Raw genomic sequence first — 19,482 nt, forward strand, 5'->3', positions numbered from 1 at the left:
AAATGAGCATTCCGAAGTGTTTTTCAACGAAGCATCACCAAGCGCAGGCATTTTTCGTACAGAGTCTAGTCGCGCCGGGGCGTGAGGGCATTGAGCACCTGCTGCGACAGCGCATGGTAGAGCGGCACCGGCATCAGCCAACCGGAGACGGCGGCGGCCAGCAGACAGGCCGCCAGCACCGGCAGCGCCATGTCCGGGCTGTGGGCCAGCTCCAGGGTGATGACGGTGGCGGTCAGCGGGGTACGGGTGACGCCGGCAAGGTAGGCGGCCAGGCCCAACAGGGCGCATTGCGGCAGGCTGATGCCCGGCAGCCAGTCGACCAGCCAGGGGCCCAGCGCCGCCCCCACCGCCAGCGAGGGCGAGAACAGGCCACCTGGCACCCCGGCCAGGTAGGAGACGACATTGGCGAGGAATTTCCACAGCAGGAAGTCGCCCCCGGTCACCGGCTCGCCGGCCAGGATGGCATGGGTCTCGGCATAGCCGGTGCCGAACACATGCTGGCCGGAAAGCAACCCCAGCGCCGCCAGCACCAGTCCGCAGCCGGCGGCGAAAGCCACCGGACGCCGCCCGCGCAGGGCGTTCAGGCGCCCCAGCCAGCCCCGGTCGGTGGGCAGCACCAGGCGGCCGTAGCAACCGCCCAGCAGTCCGCCGACGACGCCGATCACTGCCACGCCGATCCAGCCCAGGCCCCAGGTCAGGTGCAGATCCAAGGCGCCGAGATAGCTGTAGGGGCCGACGATGCCCAGGGTGACGATGCCGCCGAGCAGCACGGCGGTCAGCACCAGGCCGCTGAAGCGCTGCTCGAAGGTGTGGGTCAGTTCCTCGATGGCGAAGACCACCCCGCCCAGGGGCGTGTTGAAGGCGGCGGCGATCCCGGCGGCACCGCCGGCGAGGATGAGTCCGGACAGGGTGCGGCGGCCATGCAGGCCGAGGCGCTTGCCGAAGCCATAGAGCAGCGCGGCGCCCACGTGTACCGTAGGTCCTTCGCGGCCCACCGAGCCGCCCACCAGCAGGGCGCCGGCGGTGAGCAGCAGCTTGGCCAGGGCGATGGGTGGCGCCAGCAGCCGGGCACGCAGATCCGCTTCGGGTCTTTCGAGGGTGGCGATGACCTGGGGAATGCCGCTGCCACGGGCATCGCGCAACACGCCTTGCGTCAACCAGACCAGTCCGGCGAAGCCGAGCGGCGTCACCAGCCAGGGCCAGATCGCACTGTGCCGTAGCATTTTCTGGAAGAGGCCGAAGGAGGCATCGGCCAGCCAGGCGAAGGCCAGACCGGCCAGCCCTACCAGCACCGCGCCGACCCAGAAGGCGATGCGCTGGCGCCACTCGCGCAGCCGACGGCGCCGGCGATGGCGCAGCAGATGCAGCCGACGCCGGGCGGCGACTCCGGGATCGGTATCGGGAAAGACGGGATCGGACATGGAGAAGAGGACACCAGGAAGCGAGAGCCTCCCAGTGTAACCTCTTGTTACAGCGGTATCGTCAGGGTCCGGATCAGGCCGCGGGGACCAGCTCGGTGGCGGCTTCGTTGCGCTTGAGCACCGCGTAGATGACCCCGGTCACCAGACTGCCGGCGGCGATGGCGCCCAGGTACAGCCAGGCGTGGCTGATGGCGTTGGGGATCAGCAGCACGAAGAGGCCACCGTGGGGCGCCATCAGCTTGCAGTTGAACAGCATCACCAGGGCGCCGGTCAGGGCGCCGCCGATGACGCTGGCCGGGATCACCCGCAGCGGATCCTTGGCGGCGAAGGGAATCGCCCCCTCGGAGATGAAGCACAGCCCCAGCACCGAGGCCGCCTTGCCGGCCTCGCGCTCGCTCTGGGCGAACTTGTGCCGCGCCAGCAGGGTGGCGATGCCCATGCCGATGGGCGGCACCATGCCGGCCGCCATGGTGGCGGCCATGGGTCCGTAGGTCTTGGACGCCAGCAGGCCGACGGTGAAGGCGTAGGCGGCCTTGTTGATCGGGCCGCCAAAGTCGATGCACATCATGGCGCCGAGGATCAGGCCGAGCAGCACGGCATTGCTGGTGCCGAGATTGTTGAGGAAGTCGGTGAGTCGACTGAGGGCGCCGGCCACCGGAGTGCCGACCAGATAGATCATCACCAGGCCGACGATGAGGCTGGCGAACAGCGGGATGATCAGGATCGGCTTGAGCGCCTCGACGCTGGCCGGCAGCTTGACGTGCTGGGCGATGGCCTTGGCCACGTAGCCCGCCAGGAAGCCGGCGATGATGCCGCCGATGAAGCCGCTGCCCAGACTGGCGGCCAGCCAGCCACCGATCATGCCGGGCGCGAGACCCGGACGGTCGGCGATGGAATAGGCGATGTAGCCGGCCAGCACCGGGACCATCAGCTTGAACGCCGATTCGCCGCCGATCTGCATCAGGGCCGCGGCCAGGGTGCCCTGCTCCTTGAAGGCCTCGATGCCGAAGACGAAGGACAGGGCGATCAGCAGACCGCCCGCCACCACCATCGGCAGCATGTAGGACACCCCGGTGAGCAGGTGCTTGTAGACGCCCGCGCCTTCCTTCTTGGCGGGTTTGGCGCCCTCGCCCGCCGCTGGCACGGCGCTACCGGCCAGGGTTTCGCCCTCGGCCAGCGCCTTCTTGATCGTCGCCTCGGGTTGCTTGAGGGCGACGCCGGTGCCGCAGCGATAGACGCGCTTGCCGGCGAAGCGCTCGACATTGACCTCGATGTCGGTGGCCAGCAGCACCACGTCGGCATCGCGAATGGCCTCGGCCGGCAGCGGATTGCGCGCCCCTACCGAGCCCTGGGTTTCCAGGTGCAGGCGATAACCGAGCTTCTTGGCCGCGTTCTGCAGGGCCTCGGCCGCCATGAAGGTGTGAGCGACACCGGTCGGGCAGGCGGTGATGGCCACCAGCCGTGGCGTCTCGCTGGCACTGGCCGGTACGCTTGGCGCAGCGCCGCTGGCCGCCGGGGCCTGTTCCAGCACCTTGGCTTCGCTGGCGGCGCGCTGCAGGAAGGCATCGACGTCGCGCAGGGCTTCGGCCGGAGCGGCGCGGTAGACACGCTTGCCGACGAAGCGGGACAGGTCGACCGCTCCGGTATGGACCACCACCACCAGTTCGGCGCGCGCCACCTGGTCGTCGGTCAGCAGGGTGGCCTCGGGGCCGTCGTGGATCTCGACGCTGGTGGTCCAGCCACGGCGCTGGGCGGCGGCGTCCAGCAGGCGCGCGCTGAGCACGCTGGTGACCATGCCGGTCGGGCAGGTCGTGACGATGGCGATGTTCATGGGTTTACCCCTGATTCTTGTTCTAGCGGAAAGTCGGGAAGGACGCGTACCCGCACCTGGTCTTCGAAGGTGGCGAGTTGCGCGGAATCGTTGATGCCGAAGCCGATCTGGGTGACCGCCAGGGCCGCGATGGCGGTGGCCGTAGTCAGGGTGCGTTCCGGCGACTGGCCGGTGAGCAGACCGTGCAGCATGCCGGCCAGCAGGGAATCCCCCGCCCCGACGGTGCTCGCCACGGTGACCTTGGGCGGCTGCGCCTCCAGGGTCTGCTGACCGTACCAGCGCACGCCGTCGGCGCCCTGGGAGATCACCAGATGCTCGATGCCGAGGGCGCGCAGTTGCTCGACCAGCAGCGTCTGCTCGGTGGTGGTCTCGGCGGGTGCACCACAGGCTTCGGCCAATTCTTCGGTATTGGGCTTGATCAGCCAGGGACCGGCGGCCAGGGCGGCGCGCAGGGCGGCGCCACTGGTGTCCAGGGCCACCGGCAGGCCCAGCGACTTGAGCCGACCGACCAGCGCGGCCAGCCACTCGGGGGTCACCCCGCGCGGCAGGCTGCCGGCCACCACCACGGCGTCGTGGCCAGGGGCCAGGCGATCGAGGGTTTCGAGCAATTCCTGCTGGGCGGCGGCGGACACCTCCGGGCCGGGTCCGTTGATGTCGGTGATGCGCCCAGCGGCCTCGGCCAGCTTGAGATTGCTGCGGGTTTCGCCGGCGACCCGGACGAAGGCATCGGTGAAGCCGCGGCGGGCGAACAGGGCCTCGAAGGCGGTGGCGTTGTCAGCACCGAGAAAGCCGCTCACCGTCAGGTCGTGGCCGAGATCGGCCAGCACCTGGGCGACGTTGATGCCCTTGCCGGCGGCATGGACGATCATCGCCTCGCTGCGATTCACCGCGCCGGGCTTGAGCTCCGGCAACTGGACGGTGAGGTCCAGCGCCGGATTAAGGGTCAGGGTGAGGATACGGCTCATCGCAGGGCCTCCACGCTCTGCCGCACTTCCGCGGCAGTGGCCAGTTCCAGGGCGCGGGCGGCGCAGGACTGCACCAGGCGCAGCTCCAGTTCGCGCACCCGGGCCTTGACCAGCGGCACGCTGCGGGCCGAGACCGACAGCTCGTCCACGCCCAGGCCGACCAGTACCGGCACCGCCAGGGGATCGGCCGCCAGCTCGCCGCAGACGCCCACCCACTTGCCGTGGGCATGGGCGGCGCGCACCGTCATGTCGATCAGGCGCAGCACGCTGGGGTGCAGGCCATCGGCCTCGCCGGACAGCAGCGGGTGGCCGCGATCGATGGCCAGGGTGTATTGCGTCAGGTCATTGGTACCGACGCTGAAGAAGTCCACTTCCGGAGCCAGCACCGGCGCCAGCAGCGCGGCCGAGGGCACCTCGATCATGATGCCGACCTGCAGGTCGGTGGTGGGGATCTCCTGGCGCAGGCGGTCGAGGATGTCACGCGCCTGGCGCCATTCCTCGACCCGGCCGATCATGGGGAACATGATCCGCAGCGGCCGGCCGTCGGCGGCCTTGAGCAGGGCACGCAACTGGGTTTCCAGCAGTTCCGGACGGCGCAGGGTCAGGCGGATGCCGCGGATGCCGAGGAAGGGGTTCTCTTCCGGTGGCAGCGGCAGATAGGGCAGCGGCTTGTCGCCACCGACGTCCAGGGTACGCACCACCAGCGGCTTGCCGGCCAGGCCATCGAGGGCGCGGCGGTATTCCGCTTCCTGGGTGGCCTCGTCGGGCGCGCTGTCGTGGCTCATGAACACCAGTTCGGTCCGCAGCAGGCCGACGGCTTCGGCGCCCTGCTCCACCGCGGCGGCGGCCTGGGCGGTATCGCCCAGGTTCACGGCGATCTCGACGTGGTGGCCGTCACGGGTGGTGGCGCTTTCGAAACGGCGCGCTTCGGCGGCGCGGCGACGCTCGGCCTGGACCTCGCGCTCACGCTGCACGGCCTCGATGCGACGGGCATCCGGGGCGATTTCCAGGGTGCCCTTGTCGCCATCCAGCAGCAGCACGCTGCGCGGCGCCAGGTCCAGCACGCGGCGACCGGCGCCGACGATGGCCGGAATGCCCAGGGCGCGGGCGACGATGGCGCTGTGGGAGCTGGCGCCGCCACGGGCGGTGAGGATGCCGCAGACGCGCTCGCGGTCCAGCCGCGCCACATCGCCCGGGCCGACCTCGTCCATCACCAGCACATAGGGTTCTTCAGGCTCGCGGGCGGATTCGACGCCGCACAGCTGGGCCAGTACCCGCCGGCCGACGTCGCGCAGGTCGGCGGCGCGCTCGGCGAGCAGTTTGTCCTGCAGGGCTTCCTGCTGGCTGGCGGCTTCCTCGATCTGGGCGTCCCAGGCGGCCGCAGCGCTGGCGTTGGCCTTGAGGCGGGCGGCGATGCCCTGCTGCAGATCCGGGTCTTCCAGCATCTCCAGGTGGGTCAGGAAGATCTCGCGTAGAGCGCTGGCCTCGCTGCGCGCAATCAGCGCCTCGATATCCGCGCGTACCGCGGCCAGGGCCGCATCCAGGCGCTGGCGTTCGGCGGCGGCGCCTGCGCCGGTAGCGGGATAGTCGAAGTGCTGGGGTGCCACCACATGGGCCGGGCCCACGGCCAGGCCGGGGGCGGCGGCCACGGCCTGGGCGCGATCGCCCGGGGCCAGCGGCAGTTGTTCGGACGGGTCCACCAGGCTGATGGCGGTGACCCGGGCGGCGCCGGCCGGGGCCGGTGCGCTGGCGGTGACCAATTCCACTTCCTCACCGAGACCGGCCTGCACAGCGCCGATCAGATCGTTGAGCGCGGCCTCGGCCGGGGTGCCAGGCTCGACGAGGAATTCCAGGGTCTGGCCGCGACGGGCCCCCAGCGCCAGCAGCCGCGACAGGCTCTTGGCCGAGACCGGGGCGCCGTTATCGACGCGCACGCGGATCTCGCCGTCATAGGCCTTGGCCAGCCGCGCCAGCTCCTTGGCCGGACGGGCATGCAGGCCATGGGCGTTGGCCAGCACCACCTGGGCACTGGGCCAGTCCGGGGCGACTTCGCCGCCCAGGGCTTCGAGCACGGCGCGGCGGGAGGTGGCCTGCGCCAGCTCCTGGCCACGGCCGGCGACGAGCAGATCGCAGAGGCGTTCGAGCAGGGCACGATGGCCCTCGCCCAGGCTGGCCAGGCAGAACAGGCCGCGCACCGGCTGCTCCTGCACCTGCAGGGTCTGCAGCGGGGTGACGAAGGCCAGGCCGGGGCGCTTGACCGCAGTCTCGCTGTTCAGCCACCAGAGGCCGTCGCCCAGCGGCAGCGGCTGGCTGGCCTGCAGGGCACCGGCGAAGCCGGCCCCCACGCATTCCATGTGCTTGAGCATGCGCGCACCCTGCCAGGCCAGGTCTTCCAGGTCCTCGGCATCGATGGCCAGTTGCACCAGTTCTTCGTCCAGCGCCAGCGCCTGGGGCGCGCCCTGCAGCAGGTCGAGGATCTGCTGGGGTTCGCGGGCCTCGCGCAGGGCCTGTTGCAGGTCGCTTTCACCGAGGGCCCGGGTGAGCAGCTGCAGGATGCGCAGGTGTTCGTCGGATTTGGCGGCGATGGCGATGGCCAGGTAGGTCAGTTGACCGTCACCCCAGTCCACCCCGTGCGGGAATTGCATCATCCGCACGCCGGTGACGAACACCTGGTCGCGGGTCTGAGGCGTACCATGGGGAATGGCGATACCCTGGCCGAGGTAGGTGGAGCCCTGGGCCTCGCGGGCCTTGAGCCCTTCGAGATAACCCGGGGCGACCAGACCGTCGGTCACCAGGGACTCGGCGAGCATGGCCAGTGCGGTCGCCTTGTCCGGCGCCTGCTGGGCCATGCGGATATGCTGGGCATTGAGTTCGAACATGGAAGGATACCTCCGGCGCCGCGCGCCTGATCCTGGCGCCGTGCCTTTCTTGTAATAGATGCTTGCCGGCTCGCTCAGCCCTGCAATCGCGTCGGGAGCGGCGTGGCAGGGCCCTTGGCAGATTCGTGCCAGCCCTCGGACAACAGAAAGCTGAAACGTTTCACCCAATGGGACTGGAACGTTACTCGATAATCGCCGATCCTTGAAGCACAACACACAATAAAGACCGTCTCGCCAGCGCCGTACAGCGCCAGGCCATTCAGGTCCCATGAGGAACAGGCGTGAAACTCAGCGACATCGCCCAATTGGCCGGCGTATCCCTCACCACCGCCAGCTACGTCATCAACGGCAAGGCGGCGCAAAGACGCATCAGTGCGGCGACCGTGGCGCGGGTCATGGCCGTGGTCGAAGCCCACGGCTACCAGCCCGACCAGCGCGCCGCCGGCCTGCGCCGTGGTGCCACCCACACCCTGGGCTTCCTGCTGCCCGACCTGGAGAACCCCAGCTATGCGCGCCTGGCCAAGCAGCTGGAACGCCGGGCACGGGCGCGCGGCTATCAGCTGCTGATCGCCTGCACCGACGACAATCCCGACAGCGAACGTCAGCTGATCGCGCTGTTTCGCGCGCGCCGCTGCGACGGCCTGTTCACCGCCAGCAGCCTCGCCGAGGACGACGCCCCGTACCGCCAGCTGCAGGAACACAACATCCCGATCATCGCCATCGATCGCCAGCTCGATCCGGCGCAATTCTGCTCGGTGGTCAGCGACGACCACACCGCCGGCCGGCAACTGGCGGCCACGCTGCTGACACCGAACACCCACAGCATCGCGCTGATCGGCGCCCGTCCCGACCTGGCCATCAGCCGCGCCCGCGCCGCCGGCTTCGCCGCGGCCCTCGCCGACCACCCGGCGCGCCACTGGGAGCGGCATGCACCCCACTACAGCCGGGAAGGCGGTCGCGCCCAGGCGCTGGCCATGATCGAAGAACTCGGCCACTGGCCCGAGGCGCTGCTGACCACCTCCTACGTCCTGCTGCAAGGCGTGCTGGATGTGCTGCGCGATCATCCACTGGCCGCAGGCGACACCCTGCGCCTGGCCACCTTCGGCGATACCCAGTTGCTGGACTACCTGCCGTTCAAGGTCAACGCCATCTCCCAGCAGCACGAGGTCATCACCGAGCGCGCCCTGGAGCTGATGCTGGACGCCCTGGAAAACGATCACTACCTGCCCGGTGTGCAGGCCATCCCGAGGGTGCTCAAACGCCGTCTGCCATGAGCCTGCTGATCGATACCCACAACCATCTGGACTATCCGGACTTCGACGCCGCGCGACCGGGCCTGCTGGCCGAATGCGCGCGACTCGGGGTGATCCGCCAGGTGCTGATCGGCGTCGAGCGCAGCCAGTGGCCGCAACTCTGGCGGGTTGCCACGGATAACGCCGGCCTCCATGCGGCGCCCGGCCTGCATCCGCTGTACCTGCAGCGCCATCAGGAGGCCGATATCGAGGCGCTCCGGACCTTTTGCCTGGAACGCCGGAGCGATCCCCGCCTCTGCGCCCTGGGCGAGATCGGTCTGGACTATTTCATCGAGACGCCGGACAAGACGCGCCAGGCCTGGTTCTTCGAACAGCAGGTGCGCCTGGCCATGGAGCTGGACTTGCCGGTGCTGCTGCACGTGCGCCGCGCCCATGCCGATGTGGTCAGGATCCTGAAGCGTCTCAAGCCACCCCGAGCCGGCATCGCCCACGCCTTTTCCGGCAGCTATGAAGAAGCTCGCGAATACCTGCGCCTGGGCTTCAAGATCGGCCTGGGCGGCGCGCCCACCTGGCCGCAGGCGAAGAGACTGCAGCGGGTACTGCCACAGTTGCCGCTGGAGGGCATCGTGCTGGAGACCGATGCGCCCGACATGCCACCCGCCATGCATCCGGACGTGCGCAACAGCCCTACCCATCTGCCGGCCATCTGCGCCGCCCTGGCGCCGCTGTGGCAGGTTTCGGCCGAGACGCTCGCGGCGACCACTACGCGTAATGCCTGCGCGGTGCTCGGCTGGGACGCGGACCGGCTGGCCTAGACGTCGCCGTCCTGCAGCTCGGCGTGCAGACGCAGCCAGTCGAACGCCGGTCCCGGATCGGTCTTGCGCCCCGGGGCGATAGCGCTGTGGCCCTGGATGCGCTCGGCGCTGATCGCCGGATAGGCGCGCTGCAGCGCCCGCGTCAGCCGCCCCAGGGCAAGATACTGGGCGTCGGTGTAGGCCAGGTCGTCCGTGCCTTCCAGTTCGATGCCCAGGGAGAAGTCGTTGCAGTTCTCGCGCCCGTCGAAGCAGGAGATACCGGCATGCCAGGCGCGCTGCTCGCAGGAGACGAACTGGGTCGCCGCCCCGTCGCGCTCGATGAGAAAGTGCGCCGCCACCTTCAGTTCGGCGATCTCCGTGAAGAAGGGATGGGCCGAATGATCCAGGCAATTCTGGAAGAACGCCTGGACGCAGCCGGTGCCGAATTGCCCGGGCGGCAGACTGATGTTGTGGATCACCAGCAGGGACACCACCGTCCCCGCCGGGCGTTCGTTGTGGTTGGGCGAAGGACAGCGGCGCGCCTCGCGATACCAGCCCTCGACGAACGCCCGCTCCATCAGCGGGCCTTGGCCTTGAGCGCGTCGCGCAGCGCGGTGGCGTCGCTGAATTCGCGCTGGCTGACGAAGCGGCCATGATCGAGGGTCACCCAGAGCACCTTGTCGGCAGCGCCCGGAAAGCGCGGCACGATCCGCGATTCGCGATCGAGCAGGATTCGGTAGCCGTACTTGCGCATGGCCGGTACGGCGAACATCCGCGTGATGGCCGCCGGCATGCTGCTGATATCGGCGATGTAGGCCACCCGGCTGCCGTCGATATAGTTCGCCGGCTGCTCGCGCATGGCTTCCTTGACCAGGCCGGAGCCGCTCATGCTGCGCGCCACCAGCAGGACCTGCAGCTGGTCGTCGAAGGTATAGGGCTGGTCACGCTGATCGAGCAGGGTGAAGGGCGCCACCCGCTCGCCGGGTTCGAGCGCCAGGGCGGTCAGGGGCAGCAGCAGACACGACAGCAACAACGCCAGAACTCCAGCGCGCATGGCATCCTCTCTTGAAAGGTCTATCGAGGCCGCTATCCTGCCCTACCGCTCGAATTGGCACCACCATCGCGTCGAGGAGCCCCATGATCCCGCTCAAAGAACTGCTCGCCCAGGTCCCCCAGTCCGGCGAGGTGCGCTGGATCGGCGTGCGACCCGCCTCCCGCGCGCCCATGGTCGAGATCGAGGCCGTGGAAGCCCGGCGTGACGCGGGCCTGACCGGCGATCACGCCCGCCCTACCCCGCGCAACCAGCGCCAGGTCACCCTCATCCAGTGGGAACACCTGCCGGTGGTGGCCGCGCTGATCGGCAAGACGGTCGCACCCGCCGATCTGCGCCGCAATCTGGCCATCGCCGGGATCAATCTGTTCAGCCTGAAGAACCGGCGCTTTCGCATCGGCCAGGCGATCCTGGAGACCACGGGCTGGTGCCAGCCCTGCGCGCGCCTGGAAGAACGCCTGGGCCCGGGGACCTTCCAGGCCGTGCGCGGCCATGGCGGCCTCACGACCCGGGTGCTGGAAAGCGGCATCATCCGCCTGGGCGATCGGGTGGAGGTCCTGGATTGACCCCAGTTTCTCCAGGGTCGAATGGCCGGGTCAGCCCGGTTAAACTAGCGCTACCTCTCGTCGCCGCAGACATCCTTGCCAGAGCAGATGCACGCCGCCTCCCTTGAAAGTCACGACTTTTCGCCCATCTTCTCTGCTAGATGGCGCGACTATCGCGCGTTGCGACGACCCCCAGATATCTACCGACCCGGGACTGCGCCCGCTTGCGGCGACGCGCCCGGTCCGGCCCCGCTTTCCTTCTCCATGAGTGCTCTCCATGACCCATCGCATCGTTATCGTCGGCGGCGGCGCCGGCGGCCTGGAACTGGCTACCCGCCTGGGACGCAGCCTCGGCAAGCGCGACCAGGCGCAGATCGTGCTGATCGACGCCAACGCCACCCACCTGTGGAAACCGCTACTGCACGAGGTGGCCGCCGGCTCGCTCAATTCCACCGAGGACGAACTCAGCTATGTCGCCCAGGCCAAGTGGAACCACTTCGAATTCCAGTTCGGACGCATGACCGGCCTGGATCGCGAGCGCCGCAAGGTGCAGCTGGCCGCGATCGAGGACGACGGCGCCGTCCTGGTTCCGGAACGGGAGATCGGCTACGACTCCCTGGTGCTGGCCATCGGCAGTACCACCAACGACTTCGGTACGCCAGGCGCTGCGGAAAACTGCATCTTCCTCGACACCCGAGCCCAGGCCGAACGCTTCCACCGCAAGCTGCTGACCCACTACCTGCGCGCCCACGTCAGCGAGCAGCCGGGTGAATACATCGAGGTGGCCATTGTCGGCGCCGGTGCTACCGGCGTGGAATTGGCGGCCGAATTGCGCAACGCCGCCGAAGAGTTGCAAGCCTACGGCATGGACCGCATCCGTCCCGAAGACCTGCGCATCACCCTCGTCGAGGCCGGTCCACGCATCCTGCCGGCGCTGCCCGAGCGGATCGCCGGCCAGGCGCACCGCACCCTGGAGAAACTCGGCGTACGGGTGCTGACCGGTTCGGCGGTCAAGGAAGTCCGCGCCGACGGCCTGCAGACCGCAGGCGAATTCGTTCCGGCCAGTCTCAAGGTCTGGGCCGCCGGTATCCGCGCCCCGGCCTTTCTCAAGGACCTGGCGGGCCTCGAGACCAATCGCATCAACCAGCTGGTGGTCAACTCGACGCTGCAGACCACCCGCGACCCGAACGTCTTCGCCCTCGGCGACTGCGCGGCCTGCCCCCTGACCCCCGGCGACACCCGTACCGTGCCACCGCGCGCCCAGTCCGCCCACCAGCAGGCCTCGCTGCTGGTCAAGACTTTCAAGGCGCGCCTGGAAGGCAAGCCGCTGCCCGACTATGTCTACAAGGACTACGGCTCGCTGATCTCGCTGTCGCGCTTCAGCGCGGTGGGCAATCTCATGGGCGGCGCCCTCGGCAGCCTGACCCTGGAAGGCTGGCTGGCGCGGACTTTCTATGTGTCGCTCTACCGGATGCACCAAGTCGCCCTCTATGGCCCGCTGCGTGCCCTGGCGCTGTTTGCCGGCGATCACCTGAGACGCAAGACCGAGCCGCGCCTGAAGCTGCACTAGGCCCCTGGTCTGGGCATGAAAAAAGCCGTCCTCAGGGACGGCTTTTTTTATGCCTTGCGCAAAGCACTCAGGACAGCGACTGACCGCGCAGATTGCCGATCACCGAAGTCATGGCCCGGTCGAACAGCAGGGCATCGTCCAGCAGCCGTACCCGACCCTCCTGGTAATCCAGCGCCAGTTCCTCGCGGGTCCGGTCCAGCACCTTCATGCCGGTCCGATTGACGAACACCAGGCGGCCCATGGGGCGGATGACCGCGGCCAGCTTGCAGCGCAGCTTCTGCTCGACATCCTGGATTTCCAACCAGGCGCCTACCGAGAGGACATCCACCCACTCCAGGGAGTCGCTGGTCAGTCCGGTGATCCGCTCAGCCGCGCGCGGCAGCTCGAAGGGCTCGTCGACAGGCACCGACGCCGGCACCACGACCGCCGTATCCGCCGCCGCATCCGCCAGTTCGGGACGGGTCTGCTGAAAGGTCTGGACGTGCAGGGACTCGAGCTCGGTGAAGAATTCGGAGGTGGAAAAGGGATCGAAGGCCGCGCTGGCCAGGCCTTCCCGCAGTGCCTTGAGCAGGCCGGGCACCATTTCCAGCAGGCGCTGGCGCGATGCGACGTCGTGGTGCGGCTGGATGCTCCAGATCAGATCATCCATGGTCTTGAGGGCTGCGCGCCATTCGCTGGAATCATAGCCCTGCTTCAGGCAGGTCAACAGCAGCACCTGGCTCCAGGCCTCGCGCAGGACACGTTGCACGGCAGCGGGCAACGGGTGCTCCTGCAGGCGCTGGCTGAGCACGTGCTCGACCTGCAAGCGAGCGATCTCGGCGCGCGCCCGGCCTTCCTCGGCATCACGGGTGCGCTGTTCGAGCAGCTCACTGCGCCGCTGCTCGTCGCTGACATAGGCCATGAAGTCGGCCAGCAGCTCGGCGAAGATCTCCGGATCGTCGACGAAGTCGGACAGCAGGCGCTGCACGATCTGCTCGATCTTCTGGTACAGGCCGTCGCGCTGCAGGTCGCTCTGCTCGCCCCAGCCCAGGGAAGCGGCGGCGATCTCGTTGAGCAGTCGCCGGGCCGGATGGCTGCCACGGCTGAAAAAGGTCTTGTCGAGGACCGCGACCTTCAGCATGGGAATCTGCAGGCGAGCGATCAGTGCCTTGAGCGAATCCGGCAGGGTGAGGTCGTCGAGAATGAATTCGAACAGCATCGCCACCAGGTTGATGACGTCTTCGTCGACCTGCCCCACCACGCGCTTTCGACCCGAGCGCTCGCTGATGCGGCCCAGGGCCACACCCAGTTGCGCCTTGAGGTCGTAGCCATCCAGGGACTGACTGGAGATCTGCTGCTGCAGGTGGGACAGCAGACGCATGAGGTCATAGCTGGTGATGACCTGGCCATCACCGGTCGCGGCGCCTTCATCTGCGGTCATGGCGCCACCCAGGGCCGCACTGGTCGGCGTCCGCAGCTGAGCCAGCAGGCCCTGCAGGGTGCCGAAGAGTTCCTGACCGTCGTCTTCGCTGTTGACGTGGGCCGGGGTGCGTCCGCTGTAGCCCTTGGCCGAGCGGCTCGGCACCTGCTGGGGAATGGCCTTGAGCTGGGGCAGTACGCCCGCCTCGACCAGTTGGCGATTGGATTCCGCATACAGCTGACCCAGCCCGTTGAGCACGAAGCGCTCGAACAGCTTGTAGATGATCAGCTTGACCTTGATGTCGGTGTCGAGATCACGACAGGCTTCGACGAAGGCCTCGCACAGGCGGCGCGGCCCCAGCGGATGAGTCGAGTCGTCCAGCTTGCTCGACAGCTGGGTATTGAACCTGATGGTCAGGTGGCTGATGGCCATGGCGTTGTTGCTGAGGGCCTTGGCCACCATGGTGTCCACGGCGACGCTCTCTTCCAGCGCATCGTTCTGCACCAGACTGAGGTCTTCGTAGGAGACACTGTCCAGGCGCATTTCCGGCTTGCTGCCAACCAGGTTGTTCAGCGCCGCGAAGCGCTCGAAATACTGCTGGAGAAAGCTGCGCTCGATGCTCTTGCGTCGGAGGCGCAGATCGCGCATCGCTTCGAAGTAGAGACTTTGTTCCTGGTTGCTGCCGGCCCGATCGGCCATCTCAAACAGCGCATCGTCGGCGTTGTCGAACAGCTGCTGCAAGGACGCATTGAGTCGCTGAGCGGCGCGATCCCTGACCGGTAAAAGCACTGCGGGCAATCGGGAAGAAGATTCCCCGAGCGCCTTGAAATGAACTACGTTTACGTCGTTCTGCACCACCGCCTCCCACAACCGTTCTTGCGTTCGGCTGAATCGCGTTCCACTACAGGAGCATTGAACAACGTTGGCCGCCCTGGCCGCGAGGTGAAACGTTGTCGATGTGCCATTATTTGCTTTGCCAAGGCATCGACCAATCGACATCTGCACAGTACATGACAGGGTTCACAAGGCACCTGTCAGTCAGCACCTGCCCTTCAAATAATTCGACGTTGTCTATCTCAGATCGTCAACCTCCCCTAAAGTTGCCCGCTCGCCTCCCGCAGCCCTTCTCGGAGTCTTTTCATGTCCAGCGCTACCCTGCCGATCTCGCCCAGGTCATCACTGACAATGTCGCCGCCGCACTGCGCGAAGACGTCGGCAGTGGCGACCTCACGGCCGGTCTGATCCCCGCTCATCAGCACGCCCGGGCGCGGATCATCACCCGCGAAGCCGCGGTGGTGTCAGGCACGGCCTGGGTCGACGAGGTGTTCCGGGTGTTGGATCCCGCAGTGGAAGTCCGCTGGCAGGTGACCGATGGCGAGCGGGTCGCAGCGGACCAGGTGCTGTTCGAACTCGCGGGTCCCGCGCGCGCCCTGCTCACCGGCGAGCGCAGCGCGCTGAATTTCCTGCAACTGCTGTCCGGCACCGCCACCCGCTGCCGCCACTATGCCGACCTGGTGCAGGATACCGCCGTAAGGCTGCTGGATACCCGCAAGACTCTGCCCGGCCTGCGCCGTGCCCAGAAATACGCGGTCACCTGCGGCGGCTGCTACAACCATAGAATCGGGCTGTTCGACGCCTTCCTGATCAAGGAAAACCACATCACCGCCTGCGGCGGCATCGCCCAGGCCGTGGCCGCCGCCCGGCAACTGGCGCCGGGGCGTCCGGTGGAAGTCGAGGTGGAGAATCTGCAGGAGCTGGAACAGGCCCTGAGCGCCGGCGCGGACATCGTCATGCTGGACGAGCTGAGTCTGGCCGACATGCGCACGGCGGTGGCCCTGACCGCGGGCCGGGCCAAGCTGGAAGCCTCGGGCGGCGTCAACCAGGACACCCTGCTCGGCATCGCCCAGACCGGTGTCGACTACATCTCCATCGGCACCCTGACCAAGGACGTCAAGGCCGTCGACCTGTCCATGCGCATCCTGAACTGAGCGGGATAGGCAAAGTGCCGCGCGGCGGCTAGACTCCGCAGCCGCGCCTCTTGCGCACCGGCTTCGAGCGGTCCTGACGACCGCTCGCCTCTCGCGACACTCGAACAAGATCGAACCCGTGACCAAAGATCAACTTCGCGCTGAACTGGAACGCCAGGCCCAGCGCTATCAGGATGTCTACGGTGGCGAAATCGTCACCTACGCCGCGCAACCCAAACCCGACCGCAAGCCCTGGAAGAAACGGCCGACCGTGCAGGACGAGGTGTTCGCCTCGGAAGTGCGCAAGATCGCCGATCTCAAGGCCAAAGCCAGCGACGAGTCCATCACTCAGGACACCTGAGGCGAGTCTTCAGCCGCGCTGTCCGGAGCGTCCGCCACGCCGTCTTCGTCGCCTTGCCGTGCCTGCAGTTGCCGCCAGAGCGCCGCGGCGGCAGTGAAGTCGGCGCCGCCGTCGAGAGTCATCGCCTGCAGGTCGTAGCGAGCCAGGCAACCTTCGCCCAGACGGGGTGGCTGCTCCGCGGTACCGGGAGCAGCCGCCGGGGAGTCGCTGTCAGTCGAAGATGACGGTCTTGTTGCCATGGACCATGACCCGCTCTTGCAAGTGGTATCTCAGACCGCGAGACAGCACCATCTTCTCGACGTCCTTGCCCAGCCGCACCATGTCCTCGACATTGTCCCGGTGGCTGACGCGCTCCACGTCCTGCTCGATGATCGGACCGGCATCCAGCTCTTCGGTCACGTAGTGGCAGGTGGCGCCGATCAGCTTGACGCCGCGCAGCGACGCCTGGTGATAGGGCTTGGCGCCGACGAAGGACGGCAGGAAGCTGTGGTGGATGTTGATCACCTGGTGGGCATAGCGCGCGCAGAGATCCGGCGGCAGGATTTGCATGTAGCGCGCCAGGACCACGGTATCGGCCTGGTGCAGATCGATCAGCCGCGATACCTCGTCGAAAGCCGGCTGCTTGTTGGCGGGATCGACCGGCACGTGGAAGAAGGGAATGCCGTGCCACTCGACCATGCTGCGCAGGGTGTCGTGGTTGGAGATGACGCAGGGGATCTCGCAGTCCAGCTCGCCGCTGTGCCAGCGGTGCAGCAGGTCGGCCAGGCAGTGGGATTCGCGACTGGCCATGAGCACCACGCGCTTGCGCTGGGCCGAATCGGTGATCCGCCACTGCATGGAGAATTCCCGCGCGATGGGCGCGAAGGCCTGACTGAAGCCGGCCAGATCGAAGGGCAGTGAATCCGCGCGGATCTCATGGCGCATGAAGAACCAGCCACTCTCCGTATCCGAGTGATGACTCGCTTCGGTAATCCAGCCGTTATAGGTCGCCAGGAAGTTGCTGACCTTGGCCACGATACCTACCCCGTCCGGACAGGCGATCACCAGACGAAACGTTTGCATAGCACAACCTCGAACGAAAAGGGGCTGCATTCTAGGCGCAGTCGCCTGCAGCGTCGAGCGGCGCAAGGTGCCAAGGCGCGCGCCTGTACGGCGAGGGTAAAGACTTTGCAAAGGACAAGTAAGGACCGACAAGTTCCACTGCCGACCTGCTGAAAGTTGCGCGCCTTTTACCAACATCATTGTTGCGACGGACGCCGCCTTAATTATCGGGCTGTCATGCGGACAGTTTACTTATTCCAATAGCCAATCTATGATCGATGCAGAATTTCATCTCTGCATCACTCAGAACAAAGGCCGTTTATGTCGCTCATCAACGAATATCGCCAGACCGAAGAAGCCATCAAGGAATTGCAGGAGCGCCTGAAGTCGCTGCAAGAGGATGACAAACTGCAGCGTGAGCTGGAATTCGAAAAGAAACTCCGCGCGCTGATGGGTGAGTATCAGAAATCCCTGCGTGACATCATCGGCATTCTCGATACCGAAGCCAAGCCCGCTCGCCAGACCCGTACGCCCAAGGCCAGCAATGGCAGTACGCCCAAGCGCGCCCGTAAAGTTAAGCAATACAAGAATCCGCACAATGGCGAAGTGATTGAAACCAAGGGTGGCAATCACAAGACGCTGAAAGAGTGGAAAGCCAAGTGGGGTTCGGATGACGTCGAGTCCTGGGTAACCCTGCTGGATTGATCAGAAAAACGCCGGCCAGCCGGCGTTTTTTTTGCCTGCACGGCAAAGGGTTGCGCAACCAGCCAATCCCCAAACACCGACTGCCAGCTTCAATACTCCGCTGACACGACCGTTCACCGCGTCTTTCATATTGTCCAAGCAACATCTTTCTCAGCTGAAGCTGCGGTCCTTGGCCACGGCACCTTTGGCTGTGCACGTCTTTTCTGTTAGCAGACGTCTCTAACGACCTTTGTTGTTCGCGACTTCAGGCAACAGGATTATCCAACCGCTGCATCAACGCCCGAACATGGGCGGACCAGGCCTCGAGAATCGGTACCCGCTCGCTGGCCACCTCAGGCTGCAGTTGTTCGGCCAGGGTAATGAACTGGGTGCAGGTCATATGGCCTTGACCTTCTTCACCCAGCAGGCGCTGCCGGCAGAATTGTCGCCAGCGCGCCCCCTCTTCCGCGGTCAGCAACTCGGGAAAGTTGCGCGCACGATAGCGAAAGAACAGCTCCGGATGTCGCTCGTCCTGAAAAGGCCAGGACCGGCTGCCAAGTTGCTCTGCCGGACACTGCTGAACCTGTTCGCAGAGTTGCCGTTCTTCGGCGGCAATGAAACCGTCGTACAGTCTCTCTTCGGCATCCTGTTCCCGGGTGGCAAAACCGGAGGCCTCGGCATAGAGCGCCTGCACCTTGGGTTGCCAGGTCGCACGCTGGTCGAGCAATTGGCGGGCGCGGCGCCAGACGGCGGCCTGATCGAATTGCAGCCGCTCCGTGTCCGCAGGGCGCAAGACGCTGAAGGGCGCCAGAATCGGACACCTGTTGATCTGTACCAGCTTCAGCGGCACCGGGAGGTCACCCTCGGCCAGCGCCTCCCGCCGGGTATAGAGGCGTTCGCGCAGGGTCTCGACATCCAGTTCCAGCAGCGGCTCCGGCGCCAGGCCGAGATCGCAGACGATCAGCGCGTTGCGATTGACCGGATGCCAGGCCAGCGGCAGCACGGGTGCGAGGAAATGTCGCTCGGCGCTGAAGCGGCCGGAAACGTGCAACAGGGGTTCGAGCAGACGGATGCGCGCCAGCGCCGCCTTCTTCTGGCGCTGCGTCCAGAGATAGTCATAGAGCCTTGGTTGCCGCTGCTTGACCAGCCGCGCCAGGGCCAGGGTCGCGCGGACATCCGCCAGGGCGTCATGGGCCTGAGCGTGTTCGATGCCGTTGGCGACAGTCAGACGGTCCAGGCGTAGGGAAACGCGCTCAGCGTCCTGCGGCCAGCTCAGACTCTCCGGGCGGAAGGCATAGAGCGCCCGGATCAGGCCGAGCACATCCCAGCGACTGTTGCCCTGCTGCCATTCGCGGGCATAGGGATCGTGGAAGTTGCGGTACAGGCTGTGCCGTACCATTTCGTCGTCGAATCTCAGGTTGTTGTAGCCGACCGCGCAGGTGTTGGGACGCCGCAACTCCTCGTGGAGGCGCTGGACGAAGTCGCGCTCGCGCAGCCCCAGCCGCTGCAGGGTGGCCGGCAGGATACCGGTGACCAGGCAGGCCGCGGGATGGGGCAGGACATCCTCGCTCAGTTGGCAATGCAGGTTGAGCGGCGCCTCGATTTCGTTGAGCTCCAGATCGGTACGCACCCCGGCCACCTGCAGCGGTCGATCCCGCCGTGGATCGATCCCCGTGGTCTCGAAGTCGTACCAGAAGATACTTTGCGTCACACTGCCCTCC

At 66.8% G+C, this 19,482-nt stretch carries 17 protein-coding genes; 7 read left to right on the top strand and 10 right to left on the bottom strand.

Translation table 11 applies throughout. The features are described from left to right. Positions 1-65: 65 nt before the first annotated feature. The 4 genes from BGI51_RS01985 to ptsP all read right to left on the bottom strand — a co-directional run bounded on the left by BGI51_RS01985 (position 66) and on the right by ptsP (position 7,096). Positions 66-1,421: a chloride channel protein gene (locus BGI51_RS01985; protein ID WP_187980152.1), complete on the bottom strand. Its 1,356-nt coding sequence runs from the start codon at positions 1,419-1,421 to the stop codon at positions 66-68. A gap of 73 nt (positions 1,422-1,494) precedes the next feature. Then, a complete protein-coding gene (locus tag BGI51_RS01990) occupies positions 1,495-3,252 on the bottom strand; it encodes a PTS fructose-like transporter subunit IIB (RefSeq protein WP_187980153.1) in 1,758 nt (585 codons plus the stop codon). After that, on the bottom strand, positions 3,249-4,217 hold the full coding sequence (gene pfkB, locus BGI51_RS01995) for a 1-phosphofructokinase (RefSeq protein ID WP_187980154.1): 969 nt from the start codon (positions 4,215-4,217) through the stop codon (positions 3,249-3,251). The genes BGI51_RS01990 and pfkB overlap by 4 nt, the downstream gene beginning before the upstream one ends. Next, positions 4,214-7,096 (bottom strand): phosphoenolpyruvate--protein phosphotransferase, encoded by a 2,883-nt coding sequence (ptsP, locus tag BGI51_RS02000; protein ID WP_187980155.1) that lies wholly within the window; start codon positions 7,094-7,096, stop codon positions 4,214-4,216. The genes pfkB and ptsP overlap by 4 nt, the downstream gene beginning before the upstream one ends. 281 nt (positions 7,097-7,377) lie before the next feature. On the opposite strand from ptsP, the gene cra reads away from it, so the two are divergent. Then, complete coding sequence (gene cra / locus BGI51_RS02005; RefSeq protein ID WP_133862521.1) at positions 7,378-8,370, top strand: catabolite repressor/activator; 993 nt, start codon at positions 7,378-7,380, stop codon at positions 8,368-8,370. Beyond that, positions 8,367-9,164, top strand: a complete 798-nt coding sequence (locus BGI51_RS02010; protein ID WP_187980156.1) for a TatD family hydrolase — start codon at positions 8,367-8,369, stop codon at positions 9,162-9,164. The genes cra and BGI51_RS02010 overlap by 4 nt, the downstream gene beginning before the upstream one ends. On the opposite strand, the gene ampD is transcribed toward BGI51_RS02010, so the two are convergent. Together ampD and BGI51_RS02020 are read right to left on the bottom strand one after the other, a co-directional pair. Next, positions 9,161-9,721, bottom strand: coding sequence for a 1,6-anhydro-N-acetylmuramyl-L-alanine amidase AmpD (gene ampD / locus BGI51_RS02015; RefSeq protein ID WP_187980157.1), 561 nt, complete (start codon positions 9,719-9,721; stop codon positions 9,161-9,163). The genes BGI51_RS02010 and ampD overlap by 4 nt on opposite strands. Next, complete coding sequence (locus tag BGI51_RS02020; RefSeq protein ID WP_133862524.1) at positions 9,721-10,197, bottom strand: FAD/FMN-containing dehydrogenase; 477 nt, start codon at positions 10,195-10,197, stop codon at positions 9,721-9,723. The genes ampD and BGI51_RS02020 overlap by 1 nt, the downstream gene beginning before the upstream one ends. 83 nt (positions 10,198-10,280) lie before the next feature. Between BGI51_RS02020 and BGI51_RS02025 the strand changes: the two genes are divergently transcribed. Next, positions 10,281-10,760 (top strand): MOSC domain-containing protein, encoded by a 480-nt coding sequence (locus BGI51_RS02025; RefSeq protein WP_187980158.1) that lies wholly within the window; start codon positions 10,281-10,283, stop codon positions 10,758-10,760. Positions 10,761-11,016: 256 nt separating this feature from the next. After that, complete coding sequence (locus BGI51_RS02030) at positions 11,017-12,309, top strand: NAD(P)/FAD-dependent oxidoreductase (protein WP_187980159.1); 1,293 nt, start codon at positions 11,017-11,019, stop codon at positions 12,307-12,309. A gap of 67 nt (positions 12,310-12,376) precedes the next feature. On the opposite strand, the gene BGI51_RS02035 is transcribed toward BGI51_RS02030, so the two are convergent. Then, positions 12,377-14,563 (bottom strand): DUF1631 domain-containing protein, encoded by a 2,187-nt coding sequence (locus BGI51_RS02035; RefSeq protein WP_187980160.1) that lies wholly within the window; start codon positions 14,561-14,563, stop codon positions 12,377-12,379. A gap of 245 nt (positions 14,564-14,808) precedes the next feature. On the opposite strand from BGI51_RS02035, the gene nadC reads away from it, so the two are divergent. Both nadC and BGI51_RS02045 read left to right on the top strand, forming a co-directional pair. Further along, a complete protein-coding gene (gene nadC / locus BGI51_RS02040; RefSeq protein ID WP_187980161.1) occupies positions 14,809-15,696 on the top strand; it encodes a carboxylating nicotinate-nucleotide diphosphorylase in 888 nt (295 codons plus the stop codon). 118 nt (positions 15,697-15,814) lie between these two features. After that, a complete protein-coding gene (locus tag BGI51_RS02045; protein ID WP_133862529.1) occupies positions 15,815-16,036 on the top strand; it encodes a hypothetical protein in 222 nt (73 codons plus the stop codon). On the opposite strand, the gene BGI51_RS02050 is transcribed toward BGI51_RS02045, so the two are convergent. Beyond that, the gene (locus BGI51_RS02050; protein WP_187981396.1) at positions 16,024-16,275 is read right to left on the bottom strand and encodes a hypothetical protein; all 252 of its coding nucleotides are present in this window, start codon (positions 16,273-16,275) and stop codon (positions 16,024-16,026) included. The genes BGI51_RS02045 and BGI51_RS02050 overlap by 13 nt on opposite strands. Then, positions 16,247-17,098 (bottom strand): formyltetrahydrofolate deformylase, encoded by an 852-nt coding sequence (gene purU, locus BGI51_RS02055; RefSeq protein ID WP_133862531.1) that lies wholly within the window; start codon positions 17,096-17,098, stop codon positions 16,247-16,249. Before purU ends, BGI51_RS02050 begins: the two co-directional genes overlap by 29 nt. 300 nt (positions 17,099-17,398) lie before the next feature. Between purU and mvaT the strand changes: the two genes are divergently transcribed. Beyond that, positions 17,399-17,782, top strand: a complete 384-nt coding sequence (mvaT, locus tag BGI51_RS02060; RefSeq protein ID WP_187980162.1) for a histone-like nucleoid-structuring protein MvaT — start codon at positions 17,399-17,401, stop codon at positions 17,780-17,782. Positions 17,783-18,026: 244 nt separating this feature from the next. Here the strand turns inward: mvaT and sbcB are convergent, their stop codons facing one another. Continuing rightward, positions 18,027-19,472, bottom strand: coding sequence for an exodeoxyribonuclease I (gene sbcB, locus BGI51_RS02065; protein ID WP_187980163.1), 1,446 nt, complete (start codon positions 19,470-19,472; stop codon positions 18,027-18,029). Positions 19,473-19,482 lie beyond the last annotated feature (10 nt).

Source organism: Pseudomonas oryzihabitans, assembly GCF_014522265.1.
Taxonomy (GTDB): Bacteria; Pseudomonadota; Gammaproteobacteria; order Pseudomonadales; family Pseudomonadaceae; genus Chryseomonas; species Chryseomonas aestiva.